The following is a 19,055-nucleotide window of genomic DNA, read 5'->3' as shown; positions in this document are numbered from 1 at the left end:
AAAAAATAAATATTTTAAGGCCGAACTTTTTAGGATATATTTGCATATAAATTTAATATGCTGGATTTCTTTGTTTAAAGAAAAGCCCTTCGAATTGAAGGGCTTTTTTTATGTGAAAAATAGAAAAATGCCCAAAGGACACGAGAACCTGAAACCGCCACGAAGCAAGGACGAAGCAAGGGAAAGGGGCCAAAAAGGCGGTATTGCATCCGGTGAAGCAAGGCGTAGGAAAAAAACAATCCGTGAAACATTGGAAATGATGCTGGCCGGCCAAATGCCGGACGGAGCGACAAGACGGGATGCTATTGTGACAGCACTCCTTGAAAAAGCGTTGTCCGGCGATGTGCGTGCATTTGAAGCAATCCGGGACAGTGTCGGCGAAAAGCCGGTAAATACCGTCTCTGGGCCAGCCGGCGAACCACTTGTACCGCCCAGCATCAATGTCATCTTCAAAGACTGTTGAATTTGCCCCTGCGTTTGATTTTCTGTTTCGGCCATATCGTTACAAGTCGGCAAGAGGAGGGCGCGGATCCGGAAAATCCGTGCATTTCGCCCGGGCGCTGACGGTAATCAGTTACAGCAGGCCAGTACGTGTTTTGTGTTGCCGCGAAGTGCAGAATACCATTCGGGATTCCGTACACAAACTGATAGGCGATCAAATCAGCGCTTTGGGGTTGGCTCCATGGTTTCGCATTACCGATAGCAGCATCAAAAGTTCTGTGGGCTCGGAGTTCATTTTCAAAGGGCTCAAATACGATCCGCAGGGCATCAAGTCAACGGAAGGAATAGACATATGCTGGGTTGAGGAAGGGCAGACTGTCAGCGAAGAATCCTGGTCCATCCTGATACCGACCATTCGCAAGGAAAACTCGGAAATCTGGATCAGCTGGAACCCGATTGATGAAGACGGCCCGACATACAAGCGTTTCGTGACAGCACCACCGCCGGACTGTTACAACGCAGAAGTCAATTATTATGACAACCCGTGGTTTCCTGACGTTCTCCGCAAGGAAATGGAGTATCTCAAGGCGACAGACTATGCCGCCTATGAGCATGTCTGGCTCGGCAAACCGCTGACGGTCAGCGACGCCGTTATCTTCGCCGGAAAATATACCGTCGAAACGTTCCCGGATGATCTCTGGGAAAAAGCGGACAGACTGTTTTTCGGTGCGGACTTCGGCTTTGCCCGAGACCCGTCCGCGCTGGTGCGGTGTTTCATTTTTGGTGATTGTCTTTATATCGACTATGAGGCATATGGAGTGGGGGTAGAAATCACCGAACTGCCCCAGTTGTACGATTCCGTTCCTGGAGCGCGCAAGTGGCCGATCAAGGCCGATAGCGCCAGACCGGAAACGATCAGCTACCTTCACAAAGAACACGGATTCAACATTTCCGCAGCGGACAAGTGGCAAGGCAGCGTCGAGGATGGTATCGCGCACCTGAAAGGGTTTCGGAAAATCATCATCCATGACCGTTGCAAACACATGGCGGAAGAAGCCAGATTGTACCGGTACAAGATAGACAAACGCACCAACGACATATTGCCGGTGATCGAGGACAAGAACAACCATCTTTGGGATGCATTACGTTACTCGCTGGATGGATATATCAAGCGCAAGGGCGCAGACTGGTTTGATTTGGTATGAGCTTTTTTGACTGGGTACGCGGGGAAGAACCCGTGCGCGAAGAAAAGAAAAAAAAGAAAAAGTCGGTCAACGGACTTTTCGCTTTCTCCACGCACAACATACCGGAAATGTCACGGGCGGAAATCGACCGGCGTGTTTTCTTGGAACCTGTTTTCCCGGATGCCGAAATGGCAATGGATTCGGGAAACAATCCGATCCCGACCAAAGGCATATTCTCGATTGCCAACTCGCCGGTATCGAACACCTTGCTGTCATGGTATGCCATGCAAGGCTTTATCGGATATCAGACATGTGCCTTGTTGTCCCAACACTGGTTGATCAACAAGGTTTGTGTCACTCCCGGCAAGGATGCGACACGAAACGGCTGGGAACTGTCGGTCGAAGGAGAAAAAGCGGAAGATATAATAAAAGCGCTGACCGCCAAAGATACGGACTTCCGAGTAACGGAAAACCTTATCGAATATTCCCAGTTTTTGCGCATTTTCGGCGTGAGGATCGCTGTTTTTGACGTGGATAGCGAAGATCCAAAGTACTATGAAAATCCATTCAATATCGACGGCGTGACGCCCGGATCGTACAAAGGGATATCACAGGTCGATCCTTACTGGTGTGCACCTCTGCTTACAGGAGAAGACGTCTATTGTCCAGCCAACCGGCATTTTTACGACCCCGAATACTGGATGATTGGCGGCAGAAAATACCACCACTCGCATCTGATCATCACACGGTATGCTGAAGTGCCAGATATATTAAAGCCGGCTTATTTCTATGGCGGTATCCCGCTGACGCAAATGATCTACGAGCGTGTGTACTGCGCAGAGCGCACTGCCAACGAAGCCCCTCAACTGGCGATGACCAAGCGCCTCAATGTCCGCAAAACGGATTTGAGCAAAGTCGTAGGGGATCCGGAGCGGACCCGCCGGGCGATAGAGGCGCAGTCCTATTATCGGGACAACTATGGTCAGCTCCTGATCGGACAAGATGACGAATACGAACAACACGAAATATCCCTGGCCGATCTGGATGCCGTCATCATGACACAGTATCAGCTGGTTTCGTCGGTTTCAGGGGTTCCGAGTACCGAACTGTTGGAAACGACCCCGAAAGGATTTAATGCAACCGGTGAGTTCGAGAAACGCTCTTATGACAAGACCTTGCGAAGTGTGCGGAAGCACGAAATGGAAGCCCTGTTGAGACGCCATTACCTGTTGATGGGGAAATCATACGTCGAGCCGGAATTCGGCGTGGTGCCGGAATTCACGATTTTATGGAACCCGACCGATGAGCCGACAGAAAGCGAAGTGGCCGATATTCGACTGAAAACGGGCCAATACTATTCGACGCTACGGGATACCGGGGCCATATCGGGCGATGACATTGCGCAGGCATTGGAGAGTGACCCGATGAGCGGATTTGATTCTGTAAATCCGGAAAGCGATTTCTATGCGGAAGAAGAAGGGCAAGGCGCTGAACTATCAGGTTTCGGTGGAGCGCCGTTACAGTCGTGAATTACGGCGACTGGTTCGGGACATGACAAAGGACAGCAGGGATGCTGTCCTTTCCCTTTTCGACGACACCGGAAGACGAAAAGATTTTCTGGAAACCGGGGGAATCGCGCAGGCGGCACAATCCATCCTGGATATCAAAAAGGGGCAATGGAACGCGTTTTTCGATATGGTTGCCCGTGAGAAAGTCCAGTCCCTGATCAATCGGTTGTTGCGAGAATCGAAAGCGTCGTGTACGAGTGCCGTCAAGCCGTTGTTTGATGAAGTGACCATCAAAATGGATGCCATGACGCCGCAGATGAAAGAAATTTTCCAGGCATCCGTCAATCAGGGAGTGGATCTGATCAAATCCATCCCGTCGCAGTATTTCGAGCGTATTTCCGGCGATGTCATGCGGACAATCACCACACCGACGAGCAGTCTGAAAGAGTTATCAAGGAATCTGGCGAAATACGGTGAAATGAGCTATCGCCGGGCGAACAATATCGCACTGGATCAGACCAGAAAGGCATACCAGAGCTTCAACCGGCAAATGCTGGATAACGCAGGGATCCAAAAAGGCATATGGGTTCATACCGGTGGAACGGTGCACCCCAGACACAAACACAAAGCGTTCAATGGAAAAGAATTTGATCTGGCGAAAGGTGCCCCGGTAGGGGATGACGGGGGATATGTCTTTCCGTCGCAAGAGCCTTTTTGCCGGTGCACGTTTATTCCTATTGTTAAGTTTTCATGAACGGTAAAGAAAAAGAACGTTGGATCACATTGCCTAACGGGGTTCATTGTCGGATTGAAGATGGAACGATTGTTGACGGCCCAAAGGTCTTGCAAGGTAAGGGGTTACATGATCTGGATGGCACAAATGATGTGCATATCCTGAAAGATACTTCACCTAAAACCAGTGAATACCAGAAGATGCTGGCGGCCAATAGCGGCGATCATTACCGGACAACACGTGAGTTCTTCAAACAGTCTTTACAGGGTAAAGCGGTCATTGCGACGATTGACGGAGAGAGGTGTCCTGTTTTCTTCACGGGTGGTACATGGCGTGAGATCAAAGGGGGATTGAAAAATGACCCGATTAAAAGCGAATTGCTCGTCCATATTCCCGACATTATTGCAACGGGAAAATGCACGGCGGAACCGCTGTATCACGCCAGAAACGACAATACAAAAGAAGTTTTTACTTTCAGAAAATCCATTGAGACCAATGAAGGATTGAGGCTTGCAATGGTTGACGTACTGGATAGAAATAGAAGCGCACCGAACCCGGCGGCGTATAGCGTAACAAGGGAAGGCAGTTCGAAATTTGAATATCGGGATAAAAAGAAACTCCCAGCCAATCCAGGTGAAAGCCCAGCGGGGGGAGTTTCCAAGCCAGCAGAAGATGCTGGTTTTTCTCAGTCTGCTCTTAACCGGCGAATAAGCACCGGGTCACAGACCTTGCTCGCGTCCGATTCCGAACGCTTGAATAACACTATACCCAAGAAATACGAGGTTGTAAATATCCGGTTTTCTGATGAGATCATGAAAGATGGTGAAAACAATTTGGAAGATGTCTTGTTTGCGCTTGACGCATCTTCCGCTCGTCACTACGACGCGAACGGTTTTTTGCACGTTGACCTGACACCGATCACCAAAGAGCAGGTCGTTCACTATCTCGGCATCGAAATTCCCAGATGGAAAGAACACGGCTTAGACCCTCAGAAGGAATACTGGGGATACCGACCAGCGGAGGAAATCGAAAAGGCTGCCAGCACCTTCAACGGGTTGCCTGTCATGCTGAATCACCATGTTGTCACGCCTGATACGCCAGCAAAGGATTATCAGGTCGGACACACAGGTACGGATGCCGAATGGTCGGCGCCGTATCTGGAAAATTCCCTCATCATCACCGACAGGATGGGAATAGAGGGTATTGAGAACGGCACCTATCGCCAGATATCCGCCGCATACCGGTACGACCCTGACTTCACGGCGGGCGAGTTCAACGGGACTCGGTACGACTTCATCATCAGAAATATCAAAGGAAACCACATAGCACTGGTCCGGAAAGGCCGTTCCGGCCCAGATGTAATCGTTGCTGATGCGGAACCGGAGGCATTTATGAATGAATCCAACATAGAGGCTGTGGAAGTCACCGCGGCCGAAGCCATCAAAGAACTGGCGTCCCTGATTGCGGGCGTCCATATCCAAGACCCTGAAACAGGAGAAATCAAAGACATGACGCAAGATGAAGACAAAAATGCGGCGATCGGTCGCTTGCTGGATGTATTAGCACAATATGTTCCGGAAGAATTGATCGGCAAGCTGAAAGACGAATTGACCGATCTGGCCTATAGCAAGCCAACCGGTGACGATGATTTCAACGCAAAAGAAGCGTTCAAATACGGTGAAAACGTCGAGCGCGACAGAATCGAGCGCAAGGAAGAACCGGGTGGAAAAGACGCGGATCCCATGAGTGTCCGGGAAGCGGTCAAGGCTGGCGAAAACTATGAACGCAGAAAGCTGGATCGTGAACATGAATCGGAAGGAATGAAAAAAGCGATGGATGCTTGCGGACTGGATGCGGAAAGTCCCGAATTCCAGCGAGCATTCGCCGAAGGCGTGAAATACGGAGAAGAAAAGATGAGAACCGAACGGGAACATCTTGACCGTCTCCATGAATCGGAAGGCGCCCGTCATGCCATGGACAGTGCCGAGCTGGTGGACAGAATCACCCGAAACAGCCTGGAGGAATTGTCCCGGCGTAACCGGCTGGCCGAGAAAGTGATGCCGTTTATCGGTACTTTCGCGTTCGATTCCATGACGACCATCGATGTCGCCCGGTATGCGGCAAGAAAACTCGGGCTGAAAGCCGATGCGGGACAAGTCGTGACAGCAGTGGAAGCCTATTTGCACAACCGTCCTGTTCCATCCTCTCGTGCGATGGCAATGGACAGCGAACCGGGGAAAAAACGCATCAACCAGGTCAACAAATTTTACGAATTGAGGTAAACATGGCAGTCCAGAAAACAATCAGACAATTTCAGACGACCGGTATTGTCGGAGATATCGTGCTTTCCGGCCCGGTCCGGGCACAGGCAGGCATGCTAAATACAACCAATGCAGCCCTGAACGTCGTGGGAAGCGCCATGACACATGTTGCCGGCGAAAACGGCAAGTTCACGATCGGAGGGACCGGCGCTTTCGCGGGAATTTTGTCCAATTCGAAATTGTACGCGCTAAACGGGACGACTGCCGGGACACTGGAGCCGACCATGGCACTGCCCAACAATACGGTAGTCCAGGGCGTTACGCTGACAAGCGGTATTCTGGTCAACCTCAAAGGCGCAGCCGCAATCGGTAACAAGATCGAGTTTTCCCAGACTGATGGCACGTTGCAAGCCAATTCCACGGGAACCGCATCAGAAGGTTACACACTGATCCCAAATTCGAAAATTGTACGTTTCAATACATCCGGGGCTGGCGAAGCGATCGTCGAACTGACTGAGTAAAGGATTTATTACATGCAACCATCAAAAATTCATTCGTTCATTCCCGCCGGCAAGGTGCGTCCTCTTGAAGGATTTAGCGTCGATTCCATGCAGGATATCCGGGATCTGGAAAAAATCGGTATCGCATTAGATAGCGAAGATATCCTCAACATGTATCAGGCGTTCCGGCGTATGCAGTCTGCCGGCATGGCCCTGGATGCCGATATCGTCGCTCCGTTGTCTACTCCCTCCATTCCGGTCGCTATCCAGTTCCTGCAAGCATGGATGCCAGGGTTTGTCCAGTTTATGACCTGGGCCAGAAAGATCGACGACCTGATCGGTATTACGACATTGGGCGATTGGGAAGATGAAGAAATCGTCCAGGGCTTTTCGGAACGCACCGGCTTTGCACAGCCGTATGGGGATGAAACCAATACCCCGCTGGGATCGTGGAACACGAACTACGAGCGGCGCACGATTGTCCGGTTCGAATCCGGCATGCGTATCGGTCGCCTTGGTGAAAAGCGTGCTGCCAAAATGAACTATTCGGACGTGGAAAACCGTCGGATGGGGGCGACCACTTCGTTAGAAATCAACCGTAACTATATCGGCTTTTACGGTTATAACGACGGAACCGGGCGCACGTATGGTTATCTCAACGATCCGAACTTGCCGGCCTACGAGAATGTGGCGACAGGGGCGGGCAGTTCGACCAAATGGGCAGACAAAACCACCCTGGAGATCATCGCCGATTTGTTGACCGCCTTCCAGAGCTTGCGTGTTCAGGCGCAAGGCAACATTGACGTCAAAAAAACGCCGCTTAGACTGCACGTTGCTCTTTCGTGTATCGACTATCTGTCCACGCCAACGGAACTGGGTTATTCGGCCAATGACTGGTTACAGAAAAATTATCCGAATGTCACGCTGGATTCTGCACCTGAACTGGATGCGGCCAACGGCAGCGCGAATGTCTTCTATCTGTTCGCGCCGAACTATCAGGGTGACAGCACGGACAATGGCAACACCATCGATCAGTTGGTGCCGATGAAATTCATGACGTTGGGTGTCCAGCAACTGACAAAAGGCTATGAAGAGGCCTATTCGAACGCTTGCGCGGGTGTGCTTTGCAAGCGCCCGACGCTGGTTTATCGTGGTTCTGGGATTTAAGGAGAGGTTATGGCATACGTTTATTCCACGTTGACAAACGATCAGATATACACTTTGTGGCGTCCTTCCAAAGAGGAGGGCAAGCCGAATGTGGCTATCAAAAAAGTACAGATCAAGGGTGGTCACGGGAGAATGGGAAAAAATCTCGTCACCCCCTTGGGCGTGGTTACCGAAGTGACGGATGAAGAACTGGATGCCCTCCAGAAATGTACGGCATTCGTCGATCACGTCAAAGCCGGATTCATTAAGGTAGAAAAGAAAAAGTCGGATCCGGAAAAGGTGGTGTCCGATATGGAAAAAAAGGATGCGTCCGCCCAGAAAACGCCTTTGGACTTTGCCAATCCGCCAAAAGTAGGCAAGCCGGAAGACGATAATGACTGAACACGTCTTTGATGTGACAGCTTTCCGCCAGCTTTTTCCTGAATTTGCTGATACGGACAAGTATCCGGATGAAACACTCTCCCGGTACTGGGACTGGGCGACCTTGCGCATTTGTCCCTATGACAACTGGTTTTTATGTGGAGAACGTCTGCAATATGTACTTAATCTCATGACGGCTCATCTCGCCAGACTCGGCCAACAGTCGGCAATCGGAGATGATCCGGGCGGGGGTATGGTGCAAAGTGCCGCAGAAGGGAGTGTCTCCGTTTCGATGGCGGTTTTTCAGTTGAAAAATGCCTGGCAGTATTGGCTCATGAAAACGCCCTATGGACAGGAATTGCTTGCCTTGTTCGAGATGTTGACGGTCGGCGGATTTTATTTTGGGGGTAAACCGGAAGGATCCGCCATACGGGATGTCGGGGGGATATTTTGAAGCTGAAAGAAGTCATTAAACGTCTGGGAGAGCTGGAGAACGTCGAGGCGCGAGCCGGCTGGTTCGAGTCTGCACGATATGATGACGGAACGCCTGTCGCAAAAGTCGCCCTCTGGCAGGAATATGGTGTTCCGGAACGGAGCATTCCGCCCCGTCCTTTTTTACGTCCCACAATCGCGGAAAAAAAAGAGGAATGGACAAAAGATGCGGCACAGGTCATAAAAGGCGTTCTGTCCGGCCAAATCAATGCCGAACAGGGGATGACTGTTATCGCCCAAAAGGCAGCGGCTGATATCCGGCAGACCATCTCGCGGGTGGATTCTCCCCCCTTGTCTCCCATTACTCTGTTACTGAGGCAGTGGAGAAAAGAAGGGAAAGAAATTACCGGCAGGACGGTCGGGGAAGCGGCTCGGGCCGTGCATCGTGGTGAACGGGCGGAAGGTGTATCGACGCAGCCTTTGAACGATACCGGCTATATGATCGCCACGTTAACCGGATTGGCGGTGAAGAAATGAATCTGCGAAAAATAGCGAATATTTATACCCGTAATATCAATCCAAATATTCCGGCGACATGGCGTAAATCTATCGGATATACGGTCAAGGAGGACGGAACGCAAGAACCAGTTTACGAGGATTCGACTGTTGAAATCAATCCTCAAGCCGTTTCCGGCGATACGCTGGCGTTCATTGAAGGATTGAATATACAGGGCGTCATGCGTTCTGTATATATGTACGGGAACGTACAGGGAGTCGTGCGTTCCGACGAACGGGGTGGAGATTTATTGCTGTTTCCACAAACTCCGGATAAGCCAATACAGACTTGGAAAGTTGTTACAGTAGTTGAAACATGGCCCGACTGGGCGCATGTTATTGTCGTGCTACAAAATGATGAATCCTAGCATATCTGATTCCGACGTTTTTACGGCGCTTCGTTCTTTTTTGCAGTATTTGTTCCCGAATGTAGAAATAATCCAATCTCAACAGAACAGGAATCCTCCGCCGAAAGGCGCGTTTATCGCGATGAACAATGTCGGAAAGCGGAGATTGGCGACAAACTGGAGAACGTACACAAATACGGAAGAACAAAAAACGCAAAATACTGTCATGCCGACAGAATATACCATACAGGTAGATTTCTACGGCAAGCAATCCGGAGAAAGAGCGCAAGTATTCTGCGCTCTTTTTTTTGATTACACAGGGAGCGATGTCTTTCCGAAAAATATTCGGCCTCTCTATGTTACCGATCCTGTTCAATTACCGCTCATTACTGGCGAAAAGCAATTTCTGGAACGTTGGAAAACGGAAGTAAAAATTCAATTTAACCCAGTTATCAGTACACCAATGGAGTTTTTCGATCGTGTCTCCATCTCTCTGATACCTGTTCCTTTGGAGGAATAAAAAATGGTGTCATACATACCTGTTGACCTGTATGTTACCGTCAATCCGAGCGTTATCGGTGCAGGAAGTAGTGATTTAGGTATTAACGGCCTTTTTATCGGGAAAAACAATTTGATTCCGGCTGGACAGGTAACGGAATTCAATAGTGCGGACGCCGTCAGTGATTGGTTCGGCTCCGACGCATACGAAACCACGCTGGCAAACGTGTATTTCAACGGTTTTACGAACTGTACCAAATTCCCGTCTGCGCTGTATTTTGTCCCATACATCACTGCAGCACGTGCAGCATGGGCTCGCGGATCGTCACTGAAAGGGATGACACTTGCCACATTGAAAACAATTACTGGTGGCCTTGCTGTGACTATTGGTGGGACAGAATATAAGACGGAAGCGATCAATCTGTCTGCTGTTACCAGTTTTACTGATGCGGCTACGGCCTTGACATCCGATCTTGGTTTGAGTTCTGCCGGTACGGTAACGTGGGATGCTTTATCCAGCCGGTTTACGATTACCAGTACGGCAACCGGTGCAGAAGCGACCATCACGCAAGTAACCGGTACAGCAGCGAAATCGCTCGGACTGGCATCCGCTGTCCTGTCACAAGGTGCAGCAGTCAATACGCTAACAGACATTCTGAACTTCGCCAAAAAACAGAATCTGAACTGGGCGCTTTTTTCGACTGTAGAGCAGCCTGAGCAGGATGAAAATACCGAGATGGCTATATGGGCCAACAACCAGAACAAGGGATGGGGTTTCATCATGTCAGATAATGACCCCAATGCCGAAATAGCCAATAACGAAACCTGTTTTGGTTTCCTTGCCCGAGACATGAAATATGAAGGTGTAGCGGCAGTATACGATGCCAATGAAAATCCGACACTGAAGGCTTTTGTACTTGGTATGTGTGCATCTGTGGATTGGAACGCATTGAACGGTCGTGTCGATGCTGCTTACAGACGGCAGAGTGGCCTCGCGCCTACCTGTCGGGACGGACAAACCGCACAGAACATTCTGGACAACGGTTACTCGTATTACGGCGCTGTTGGTGGCCGCGGGAAGGACAACACCTATAACTTCTTTTACAACGGCAATATGCCGGGGAGCTATTCCCGGCTCGGGAAGTTCATCAATCAGGTCTGGTTGAACAACAAGATCAAGCTAACCGTCATTGATCTGATGCTGGCGCTCAATTCGTTTCCATACAATGATGAGGGATACACGAGACTGCGCAATGCCATTTCGGGGGATGACGGTCCTGTTGATGCAGGACTGAACAATGGTGTTATCAGGCGAGGTATTTCACTTTCCGGGTCGCAGAAAGAACAGATTATTGCCAAGGTCGGCTTTGACATATCCAATGAGTTGTATTCGCAGGGTTGGTATTTGCAGATTGTTGATGCCCCTGCAAACGTTCGTGCGCAAGGTGGTTCGCCGTCCATCAATTTCTTCTATTGCGATGGCAGTTCTATTGAGCAAATCACGATTGCTTCTATCATGATCGAATAAGGAGATAACGAATGGATATCACTTCAGCAAATGCTACGCTGGTTTTGTCATGTGCCGATTTCGCGCTGGCCAGCGTTTCTGTCGAAGGCTTCGCTGTAGACGATGCATGGTCGTTTGAAGAAACCGAACATGTTGTAGCACAAAAAGGTGTCGATGGAAAAATGTCTGCGGGATGGGTACCTGTTTTAAATAATATGCGGATCAACTTTTCTCCGGATAGTCCATTCAACGCACAAATGATGGCGTTGCTTCAGGCGCAGAAAGCTGCCCGAAAACCGTTCATCATTTCTGGCGTTCTGTCGGTTCCTTCTTTGGACAAGGTTTTCACTTTGTCGAAGGGAGTATGTACCCGGGCAAAAACAGCGCCTGACGGTGCCAGAGTGCTTGGTCCACAGGCTTATACCATCACGTTTGATGATGTTTCTCCGGCGGTGATCTGATGAAAAGCAAAGATATTGTTATTGAGGCAAAAAATCTCGATAGAGGAAAGAAGTTTCGTATTATGCGGATGAGTGCATGGGATGCGGCGGTATGGGCGGAACGTGCCATTTCAGGTATGGTGAATGCGGGAGTGGATATTCTTGGCGAAATCGAGAAAGCACCTTCTGTTGCCGCACTCGCCGATATCGGGATGTTGCATCTTGCCAGAATCGAACGCTCGGAGCGCGAAGACCTCGGACGTCAATTGTTGGACTGTTGCCGACTGGTCTATAACGCAAAAGGCGATACACGAGAAATTTTCCCGGAAGATATTGAAGAAGCATTGACGATTTTCAGGCTGAAAACCGAAGCGTTTTCTTTGATGATTTCCCATTTCATCGGCGGCGGCGGGTCAATCTCGACGTAAGACCGCACTCGATTCCTGGCCTGAAAAATTATGTGAACGTCCCGCTTGAAATGGCCGTACTTATCTCAACCGGCAAAGCAACATTACATGAACTGAAAACCGTTTATGACAGCGAGGATGCGGCGAACCTCCTTGAAATCATCGCTGTTGATCAATATAACGAACAAAAGGCAAACGAATGGATGTCGAAGAACTTGTCATAAACATTCGTGTCGATGATGGCAATGCACCGCAGAAGCTGGAGCAGATAGATAAGGAACTCAACCAGCTGAAGGCGAAAGCTAAGGCGATCAAGGATGCCGGAAAAGATGTTGCGGATGCATCCAAGAAAATCGGTGAAGATGCGGCCAAAGCCGGAAAAGGAATTTCCGGGGCGTCCAAGGAAATAGATGCGAACTCGAAAAAGTTCAAAGAGTTTCAAAAATCCATCAAGGGCGTGCGTGATACTTTTATGTCGCTGCGTTCTGTTTTCGCCATGGGATTGGGCGCTATCGCTTTCGATAAGCTGATGAATCTCAATCGGGAGAATATCGGCATTGGAAATACCGCCCTGATAGCCGGTGAAGATGTCCGAAAAGTTGCGGGCTTGCGCAATATGGCGGCTCGTGCAGGATTTGACGAATCTGAAGGAGATAATCTTTTCCGGAATGTGAGATCAAGAGTTGATGCGGCCAGAAACGGAAGTCCGGAATCATTGTTTCAATTGCAAGCTTACGGGGTTGACGTTTACGACAAGCTTCGAGGAGATTTCCGGACTGCCGAAGAAATCATTTCAACTTTGGGAGAATCGGTTCTTGATTACGAAAAGAGGCGGGGAGGAACGTTACAGGATGCAATAGGTACCCTGAAACAGCTCGGCTTGACTGAAGCCCAGGCAATTCTGGTAACACAGGAAAACTTCCAAAAACGATGGGATCTGGCACAAAAAGAGGCGGTCATCAACGAAAAAACCGTTGAATCATCCCGCAAAGCTATCGAATCGTTGCAGCGTCTGAAAGAAACGGCCAAGGTTGTTTTCGGAGGTTTTCTGGAAATTATCAATCCGGTACTGGAAGCTATATCCACATTTCTTTCTGTTCCCGGGAGAAGCGAGCCGCCAGCGAAAAAAGCACCGCCGGGTGGGTATGAGGACGGATACGGAATAACCGATTGGTTGACCGATCTATTTAAGGATGGTGCGAAAACGGTTGTTCCCGAAGCGAAAGCAAGCGTTCCCGAAACAAAAATTAGCGCAGTGCCATCGTCCATTCAGTCAGTTCCGACATCATCAGGAAACATCAAAATGACAGGTGGAACGTTGCGGGATACGATCCGTGAAAACCTGATGGAACGGGAAGGGGTACGGCTGAAAGCGTATCAGGACAGCAAGGGCCTGTGGACAATCGGTTACGGCCATACAAAGGGTGTCAAGCCCGGTATGACTATCACGAAAGATCAGGCCGCCAAATTGCTGGAACAGGACATGAAGGATCATGTTGATGTTGCGCTGAAAATGTATGCCGGATCCAGTGAAAAAACGCGTATGCTTGCAGCTGATCTGGCTTATAACGCTGGATTGAAAGCGATACAAAAAGGAACACAGTTTGCAAAATTGGCTGAACAGGGAGAAATATCCCGTTCGGACTATACAAAACTTTACAACTATTCTGGCGGGAAGTTCATTCCTGGATTGGTCAATCGTCGGAAAGCGACTTATGACATGGCATCCGCCTACCAGGATATGCAGGCAACAAAGATCGTCAATAACCAGAACACGACGACCAATAACGTCACCAATAACATCAAAGTATCGTCAACCAAAGAAGCAGCGGAAGTGGCAAGGCAGCTTCCAAAACAAACGCTTGGCAGTCGTGCAAATTCAGGGATTGCTGCATAATGGAAACGTTCAAGAAACGTGAAATCGAAGCAGTCTTCAGGCTGACTTCAGGGGTTTTTGGAAATGGCGCAGATGAAGTATCAATAAAAGGTCTACGCATTATTGCCAATATCCAATGCTTCCCGAAAAATCTGACGCAGGCCCATATGCAGATTTTCGGGTTGTCACAAGATGTCATCAAGCGGTTGTTGACGTTGAAAATCAGGCGACAGGGCAATATTGTCGACAGCAATACGGTCACACTGAAATATACAGACAACACGGTACATACACTGTTTCATGGGGGCATCTGGTCGGCCATTGTGGATTACAACACCATGCCGCAAGTACCCTTGATTATAGAAAGCCTGTCAACGCTGGGAGCCCAGATGAGTGTACCGGGCGGTTTATGTTTTGAAGGCGTGGTTCCTGTTGAATCCATCATGCGAAAGTTGGCAGGGTTGGCAGGATATACATTGATCAATTACGGCGTAACGACAACTCTTGAAAATGAGACATTGAACGGCAGTGTGCAGGATATGATTGATCGGGTAGCGAGAGACGCCAATATCATCTCGTATGTTTCGAACAATCAGCTCATTATTAGCCCTCATGGTGTAGTCCAGAATCAACTGCCGGAATTGGTCGTTTCTGCGGAAACAGGGCTGGTAGGGGCTCCGATTCCGGGAGACACGTATATTACGTTTACGCACCTTTTTTCACCTGAATTTGCACCGTTACGAATGATCAGGATGATCTTTCCGGAAATACCGTTTATCGAAGGAAATTTTCTCATTCAGGAATTAAATCATTCCTTGGATAGCGAACAACCGGGTGGTCGTTGGTTTTCTCAAATCAAGGCAGTATGGCTTGACAGAGCGCATGGATAAATCATGGCTGGATTATCAGGTTTTCCTAACGTGGCAGGAATCTCTGCCTCTTCTGTTGTTACCGGTCTGCTTGGAGAGGCGGAATCAGCATTATGGAATATTTTGTCGCTACAGCCGCAATGGGGCATTTACAAGGATGGGGAAATAGCGATAGAGATTGATTCCGTTCTGGGTGCATCTGCCCGCTCTACGGCGGCAGTTTCGGATTACCGTGTTATGCCTGGGGCTTTTTCGTCTTACAACAAGGTGGCGATGCCACGGGATTTCAGTTTCACGTTGGCAGTATCAAGAGATCAAAAAGAAGCATTTTTGAAATGGGTTGAAACAAACCAGGAAAATCCGACAGTTTTTGATGCGGTTTTCCCCGAAAAAACCTATCAGAACGTCACGCTTGTTGAATACGGATCGATAAGAGAAGTCAGGCAAGGGACGGTGTCCAGAATCATTGCCGATTGCCGTTTCAGGGAAATACGGGAAACTCCTGTTGTTTATTACAAGGATGGCGAGCAGAAGGCGGATACAAGCAACGCGGAAGATCCACAGGATTTGCCAACATCCGGCAACAGTTATGTTGATACGGTTGTTTATAACGCGAAGAATACTGCGGAATCTGTTATGAACAAAGTAAATGATGTCGTTGGGAAATACGAGAAACTGAAATCGGGACTTTCAGGAGTATTGAATGGCTGATTATCAGATACCGTTACAAAAGGTTCCCAATCAGTCCGTCTCTTGTGTCCTTTCCGAGCAGCCGTGCGTTATCGTGATCCGGCTCCTTGGCGAAAATCTCTATCTGTCTCTTTCACAAAATGGCGTTCCGATTTGCCAGAATGTCTTGCTGGTAGATCGTTCTGCCATTGTCCGTGCAGCTTATACAGGATTTATCGGTGATCTGATCGTAATTGACCGATACGGTGAAGCCAATCCGGATTGGCGACAATGGGGTGAAAGATTTCTTTTGTTATACAACCCTGAGGGATACGAAATCAGTGGATAAAACAAATTACGGTGCCTTATACAAGGCGGAGAACGGCAGCGAATGGAACGATTTGCAATTTTTCATTCGTCGCTGTCTGATGCAGCAGAATACTTCTCTTCCCGCGAAAGTACTGACGGTATCCGGGGGTGGATTGGCTCCTGTCGGGTTTGTCTCCATTGAAATATTGGTTTCTCAAGTTACAGGAAACAATGAAACGGTTTCCAATCCCAAAATATCGAATGTGCCATATTGCCGTGTTCAGGGCGGGAAAAATGCTGTCATTATCGATCCAGAACCGGATGATATCGGTATTGCCGTTTTTTGTCAGCGTGACATTTCATCAATCAAACGTAGCAAGAAAACATCGCCACCTGGTTCTCACCGTGTTTTCTCGATGTCTGATGCTATTTTCGTCAATACCTGTTTGAACGGTACACCGGAGCAATATATCAAGTTTGACGGATCCGGAATTGAGGTTTATTCGCCGACCAAAATCACCTGCACAGCTCCCGAAATCCTGATGGAAGCGGAGAATAGCATCACGATGACAGCACAGAACGTGACGATTAACGACTCGTCTCAATGAGTGTCCAGTCTCCCATGCTGTCGGCATCGACCGATGTTATGGCTGGCGGCAACATCATGGATCAAGGTGGACAGAAGTCGATGGCTGGCATGAGGAGCACATATAACAGCCATACGCATGATGAAACGCAAAGCGTAACCGGAACACCAAACGAGCAGATGTAAAAAGAATTTTTAATGAATACCATGTTTTTAAATCCTGATACGTGGGATTTGGTCGTTGATGTTGATGGAAATATCGCCATGGCGTCAGATTCGTATGCTATCGCACAGGATGTCGCCTCAGCATGTCGTTTATGGAAAGGGGAAGCAAGATATGACACGACACGGGGGATGCCTTATGAACAATCTATTTTGGGCCAAATGCCTCCCATGTCCATGTTAAACCGGTGGTTCGAAAATGAGGCAGAAACTGTTCCGGAAGTAGGGAGTGTTTTACCGGTATTGTACCTTGACAGACAACACAGCACTTTAGCAGGGCAGTTGCAAATTACCCGAGATAACGGGGAGGAAATATCTATTTCTGTGGTTTGATCATGGCTGAGATAACAAATGTACCATCTATTGAGATTACCGATACAGGTGTCTCGGTTCCTGAAACATCCGCTATTCTTGCTGGTGTGCTGCAGGACTATAACGCGGCATTTGGTGGAAATCTGAACATTTCCAACGTCGCGACGCCGCAAGGTTATCTTGCACAAGAAACAACCGCGAATATCACAGCGCTTAATGCCGCAATTGCGGAACTGTTTTCCAGTGTTGATCCAGCATATGCCTCCGGGAGAATGCAGGATGCAATTGCACGTATTTATTTCATTACTAGGAAAGCGGCAACGAAAACAACTGTTTCAGCATTATGTACTGGTTCTCCGGGCATAACTCTTCCTGCCGGAAGTCAGGCAAGAGATACCAACGGAAATATTTACAGTTCTGTTTCTGCCGGAACGTTCGATAAGACCGGACAAGCGACGATCACTTTTGCTTGCAATATACCCGGTCCGATACCATGTGGAATTTCATCTTTGACACAGATCATGATTGCGGTCCCGGGATGGGATGCGATCACGAATCTTGTTCCAGGTATTCCCGGTGCAGCGGTAGAGAACCGCGAAGACTTCGAGAACCGTCGATACCAGTCGGTTGCGAAAAACGCGACAGGAACGAATGAGGCGATTCTAGCGAATGTTTTTGATCTTCCTGGTGTTACAGACTGCTATGTTATAGACAATCCAGAAGATGAATCAGTAAAAGTGGGCAGTACCAACTATAATCTTTTACCTCATTCCGTTTATGTTGGTGTGGTAGGTGGAGATGAGATGCAAATTGCTGAAACGATCTGGGAAAGAAAAGACTTGGGTTGCAATATGAATGGCAACACTACAGTAACGGTGTATGACGATTCTGCTTTATCTGCGCCCTATCCTCAGTATGTCATTACATTCAACCGACCGACTGCTGTACCGATCCTGTTTGCTGTAACGATACAGAATAACAATCTTTTACCGTCCGACATCACCAAGCAGATACAGCAGGCGATTATCACAGCATTCAACGGCGAAATGCAGGGGATAGACCGCGAACGTATGGCATCAAGTATTTTTGCATCTACATACTATGGTGTTATCTCTGGGATCAGCAATTTGCTGAATATTGTGTCTGTTCTGATTGGTATATCCGAAGCTACGGCGAATACGGTTGAAATGGGGATTGACCAATATCCCACCATTTCGGCAGAAAATATCACAGTGAATCTGCAATGAAACAATATGCCAATAGTCCAGTGCTACAAGTACTTGTAGCCAACTTGGAAGCATATTTTGATCCTAAAGTGGCGATTGATACATTTTATGACCAGATATGGAATATCGACACGGCGAACAGTTATGGCCTTGATATTTGGGGACGAATCGTCGGTATCGGGCGGTATCTGACCATCAAGAGACAAGATAAAAATTTTGGCTTCCATACAGCAAACAATTCATTTACACCATTTAATGTTGCTCCTTTTCGAAATGGAGAACCGACTACAACAACTTATCGGTTGAATGATGAGGCTTATCGAAAACTGATTTTAACCAAGGCATTTTCAAATATTGTCAGACCGAATGCACCGACAATCAATCGGATGTTGCAGTACCTGTTTGATGGTCGTCGGTGTTATGTGCTTGACTTAGGAAATATGGCGATGCGATATGTGTTTTCTTTCTATCTCCAGCCATACGAAAAAGCAATTATTTATTCGAATGTTCTCCCTAGGCCGTCCGGCGTAAGGCGGGAAATTCTTGAAATTCCACAACCCAACGTTTTTGGATTTCACGAAGCCGGTCCTGGATTCGCACCGTTTAATCAAGGAACATTTTTTAAATCGGAGCAGGGTTAAACCTG

General features: G+C 48.5%; 25 protein-coding genes. All 25 read left to right on the top strand.

Annotation, left to right across the window (positions count from 1 at the left end; all coding sequences use genetic code 11):
* The first annotated feature begins 127 nt into the window (after window positions 1-127).
* The 25 genes from OFAG_RS10905 to OFAG_RS10795 are packed head-to-tail and all read left to right on the top strand — an operon-like array spanning window position 128 to window position 19,050.
* Window positions 128-463, top strand: a complete 336-nt coding sequence (locus OFAG_RS10905; protein ID WP_005876040.1) for a hypothetical protein — start codon at window positions 128-130, stop codon at window positions 461-463.
* On the top strand, window positions 441-1,646 hold the full coding sequence (locus tag OFAG_RS10900) for a PBSX family phage terminase large subunit (RefSeq protein WP_020995280.1): 1,206 nt from the start codon (window positions 441-443) through the stop codon (window positions 1,644-1,646). Before OFAG_RS10905 ends, OFAG_RS10900 begins: the two co-directional genes overlap by 23 nt.
* Window positions 1,643-3,154 carry a phage portal protein gene (locus OFAG_RS10895; RefSeq protein WP_005876044.1) on the top strand — a complete coding sequence of 504 codons (1,512 nt, stop codon included), beginning with the start codon at window positions 1,643-1,645 and terminating at the stop codon, window positions 3,152-3,154. Before OFAG_RS10900 ends, OFAG_RS10895 begins: the two co-directional genes overlap by 4 nt.
* Window positions 3,090-3,887 (top strand): phage head morphogenesis protein, encoded by a 798-nt coding sequence (locus OFAG_RS13080; protein WP_005876046.1) that lies wholly within the window; start codon window positions 3,090-3,092, stop codon window positions 3,885-3,887. Before OFAG_RS10895 ends, OFAG_RS13080 begins: the two co-directional genes overlap by 65 nt.
* Complete coding sequence (locus OFAG_RS13075) at window positions 3,884-6,148, top strand: DUF2213 domain-containing protein (protein ID WP_005876048.1); 2,265 nt, start codon at window positions 3,884-3,886, stop codon at window positions 6,146-6,148. The genes OFAG_RS13080 and OFAG_RS13075 overlap by 4 nt, the downstream gene beginning before the upstream one ends.
* 2 nt (window positions 6,149-6,150) lie before the next feature.
* A complete protein-coding gene (locus OFAG_RS10880; RefSeq protein ID WP_005876050.1) occupies window positions 6,151-6,648 on the top strand; it encodes a structural cement protein Gp24 in 498 nt (165 codons plus the stop codon).
* 12 nt (window positions 6,649-6,660) lie between these two features.
* Window positions 6,661-7,794: a major capsid family protein gene (locus tag OFAG_RS10875; RefSeq protein WP_005876051.1), complete on the top strand. Its 1,134-nt coding sequence runs from the start codon at window positions 6,661-6,663 to the stop codon at window positions 7,792-7,794.
* 9 nt (window positions 7,795-7,803) lie between these two features.
* The gene (locus OFAG_RS10870; protein WP_005876053.1) at window positions 7,804-8,175 is read left to right on the top strand and encodes a hypothetical protein; all 372 of its coding nucleotides are present in this window, start codon (window positions 7,804-7,806) and stop codon (window positions 8,173-8,175) included.
* Entirely contained in the window at window positions 8,168-8,608 is a 441-nt protein-coding gene (locus OFAG_RS10865; RefSeq protein WP_005876056.1) for a DUF4054 domain-containing protein, read from the top strand. The genes OFAG_RS10870 and OFAG_RS10865 overlap by 8 nt, the downstream gene beginning before the upstream one ends.
* On the top strand, window positions 8,605-9,123 hold the full coding sequence (locus tag OFAG_RS10860; RefSeq protein ID WP_005876058.1) for a hypothetical protein: 519 nt from the start codon (window positions 8,605-8,607) through the stop codon (window positions 9,121-9,123). Before OFAG_RS10865 ends, OFAG_RS10860 begins: the two co-directional genes overlap by 4 nt.
* Window positions 9,120-9,509, top strand: coding sequence for a hypothetical protein (locus tag OFAG_RS10855; protein WP_005876060.1), 390 nt, complete (start codon window positions 9,120-9,122; stop codon window positions 9,507-9,509). Before OFAG_RS10860 ends, OFAG_RS10855 begins: the two co-directional genes overlap by 4 nt.
* Window positions 9,496-10,008 (top strand): phage neck terminator protein, encoded by a 513-nt coding sequence (locus OFAG_RS10850; protein WP_040720340.1) that lies wholly within the window; start codon window positions 9,496-9,498, stop codon window positions 10,006-10,008. The genes OFAG_RS10855 and OFAG_RS10850 overlap by 14 nt, the downstream gene beginning before the upstream one ends.
* Before the next feature lie 3 nt (window positions 10,009-10,011).
* On the top strand, window positions 10,012-11,514 hold the full coding sequence (locus tag OFAG_RS10845) for a DUF3383 family protein (RefSeq protein ID WP_005876064.1): 1,503 nt from the start codon (window positions 10,012-10,014) through the stop codon (window positions 11,512-11,514).
* Window positions 11,515-11,525: 11 nt separating this feature from the next.
* A complete protein-coding gene (locus OFAG_RS10840; protein ID WP_005876066.1) occupies window positions 11,526-11,954 on the top strand; it encodes a phage tail fiber protein in 429 nt (142 codons plus the stop codon).
* A complete protein-coding gene (locus tag OFAG_RS10835) occupies window positions 11,954-12,361 on the top strand; it encodes a hypothetical protein (protein WP_005876067.1) in 408 nt (135 codons plus the stop codon). The genes OFAG_RS10840 and OFAG_RS10835 overlap by 1 nt, the downstream gene beginning before the upstream one ends.
* Before the next feature lie 32 nt (window positions 12,362-12,393).
* Window positions 12,394-12,564, top strand: a complete 171-nt coding sequence (locus OFAG_RS13980; protein ID WP_005876069.1) for a hypothetical protein — start codon at window positions 12,394-12,396, stop codon at window positions 12,562-12,564.
* A complete protein-coding gene (locus OFAG_RS13975; protein WP_005876071.1) occupies window positions 12,540-14,237 on the top strand; it encodes a glycoside hydrolase family protein in 1,698 nt (565 codons plus the stop codon). The genes OFAG_RS13980 and OFAG_RS13975 overlap by 25 nt, the downstream gene beginning before the upstream one ends.
* On the top strand, window positions 14,237-15,106 hold the full coding sequence (locus tag OFAG_RS10825) for a baseplate hub protein (RefSeq protein WP_005876073.1): 870 nt from the start codon (window positions 14,237-14,239) through the stop codon (window positions 15,104-15,106). The genes OFAG_RS13975 and OFAG_RS10825 overlap by 1 nt, the downstream gene beginning before the upstream one ends.
* A gap of 3 nt (window positions 15,107-15,109) precedes the next feature.
* Entirely contained in the window at window positions 15,110-15,796 is a 687-nt protein-coding gene (locus OFAG_RS10820) for a hypothetical protein (protein WP_005876075.1), read from the top strand.
* Window positions 15,789-16,103, top strand: a complete 315-nt coding sequence (locus OFAG_RS10815; protein WP_005876077.1) for a phage baseplate plug family protein — start codon at window positions 15,789-15,791, stop codon at window positions 16,101-16,103. Before OFAG_RS10820 ends, OFAG_RS10815 begins: the two co-directional genes overlap by 8 nt.
* Window positions 16,051-16,671, top strand: coding sequence for a Gp138 family membrane-puncturing spike protein (locus OFAG_RS10810; RefSeq protein WP_147617629.1), 621 nt, complete (start codon window positions 16,051-16,053; stop codon window positions 16,669-16,671). The genes OFAG_RS10815 and OFAG_RS10810 overlap by 53 nt, the downstream gene beginning before the upstream one ends.
* Complete coding sequence (locus OFAG_RS13970) at window positions 16,668-16,835, top strand: hypothetical protein (RefSeq protein WP_020995278.1); 168 nt, start codon at window positions 16,668-16,670, stop codon at window positions 16,833-16,835. The genes OFAG_RS10810 and OFAG_RS13970 overlap by 4 nt, the downstream gene beginning before the upstream one ends.
* A 12-nt stretch (window positions 16,836-16,847) precedes the next feature.
* Window positions 16,848-17,204 carry a contractile injection system sheath initiator gene (locus OFAG_RS10805; RefSeq protein ID WP_005876079.1) on the top strand — a complete coding sequence of 119 codons (357 nt, stop codon included), beginning with the start codon at window positions 16,848-16,850 and terminating at the stop codon, window positions 17,202-17,204.
* Window positions 17,205-17,206: 2 nt separating this feature from the next.
* Window positions 17,207-18,430, top strand: a complete 1,224-nt coding sequence (locus tag OFAG_RS10800) for a baseplate J/gp47 family protein (RefSeq protein WP_005876080.1) — start codon at window positions 17,207-17,209, stop codon at window positions 18,428-18,430.
* Window positions 18,427-19,050: a DUF2612 domain-containing protein gene (locus OFAG_RS10795; protein ID WP_005876081.1), complete on the top strand. Its 624-nt coding sequence runs from the start codon at window positions 18,427-18,429 to the stop codon at window positions 19,048-19,050. Before OFAG_RS10800 ends, OFAG_RS10795 begins: the two co-directional genes overlap by 4 nt.
* Window positions 19,051-19,055: the final 5 nt, after the last annotated feature.

It is taken from the genome of Oxalobacter paraformigenes (assembly GCF_000158475.2).
Classification (GTDB): domain Bacteria; phylum Pseudomonadota; class Gammaproteobacteria; order Burkholderiales; family Burkholderiaceae_D; genus Oxalobacter; species Oxalobacter paraformigenes.
Note: the sequence above shows the minus strand (reverse complement) of the source record. Positions and strands in the feature narration are given on the sequence as shown.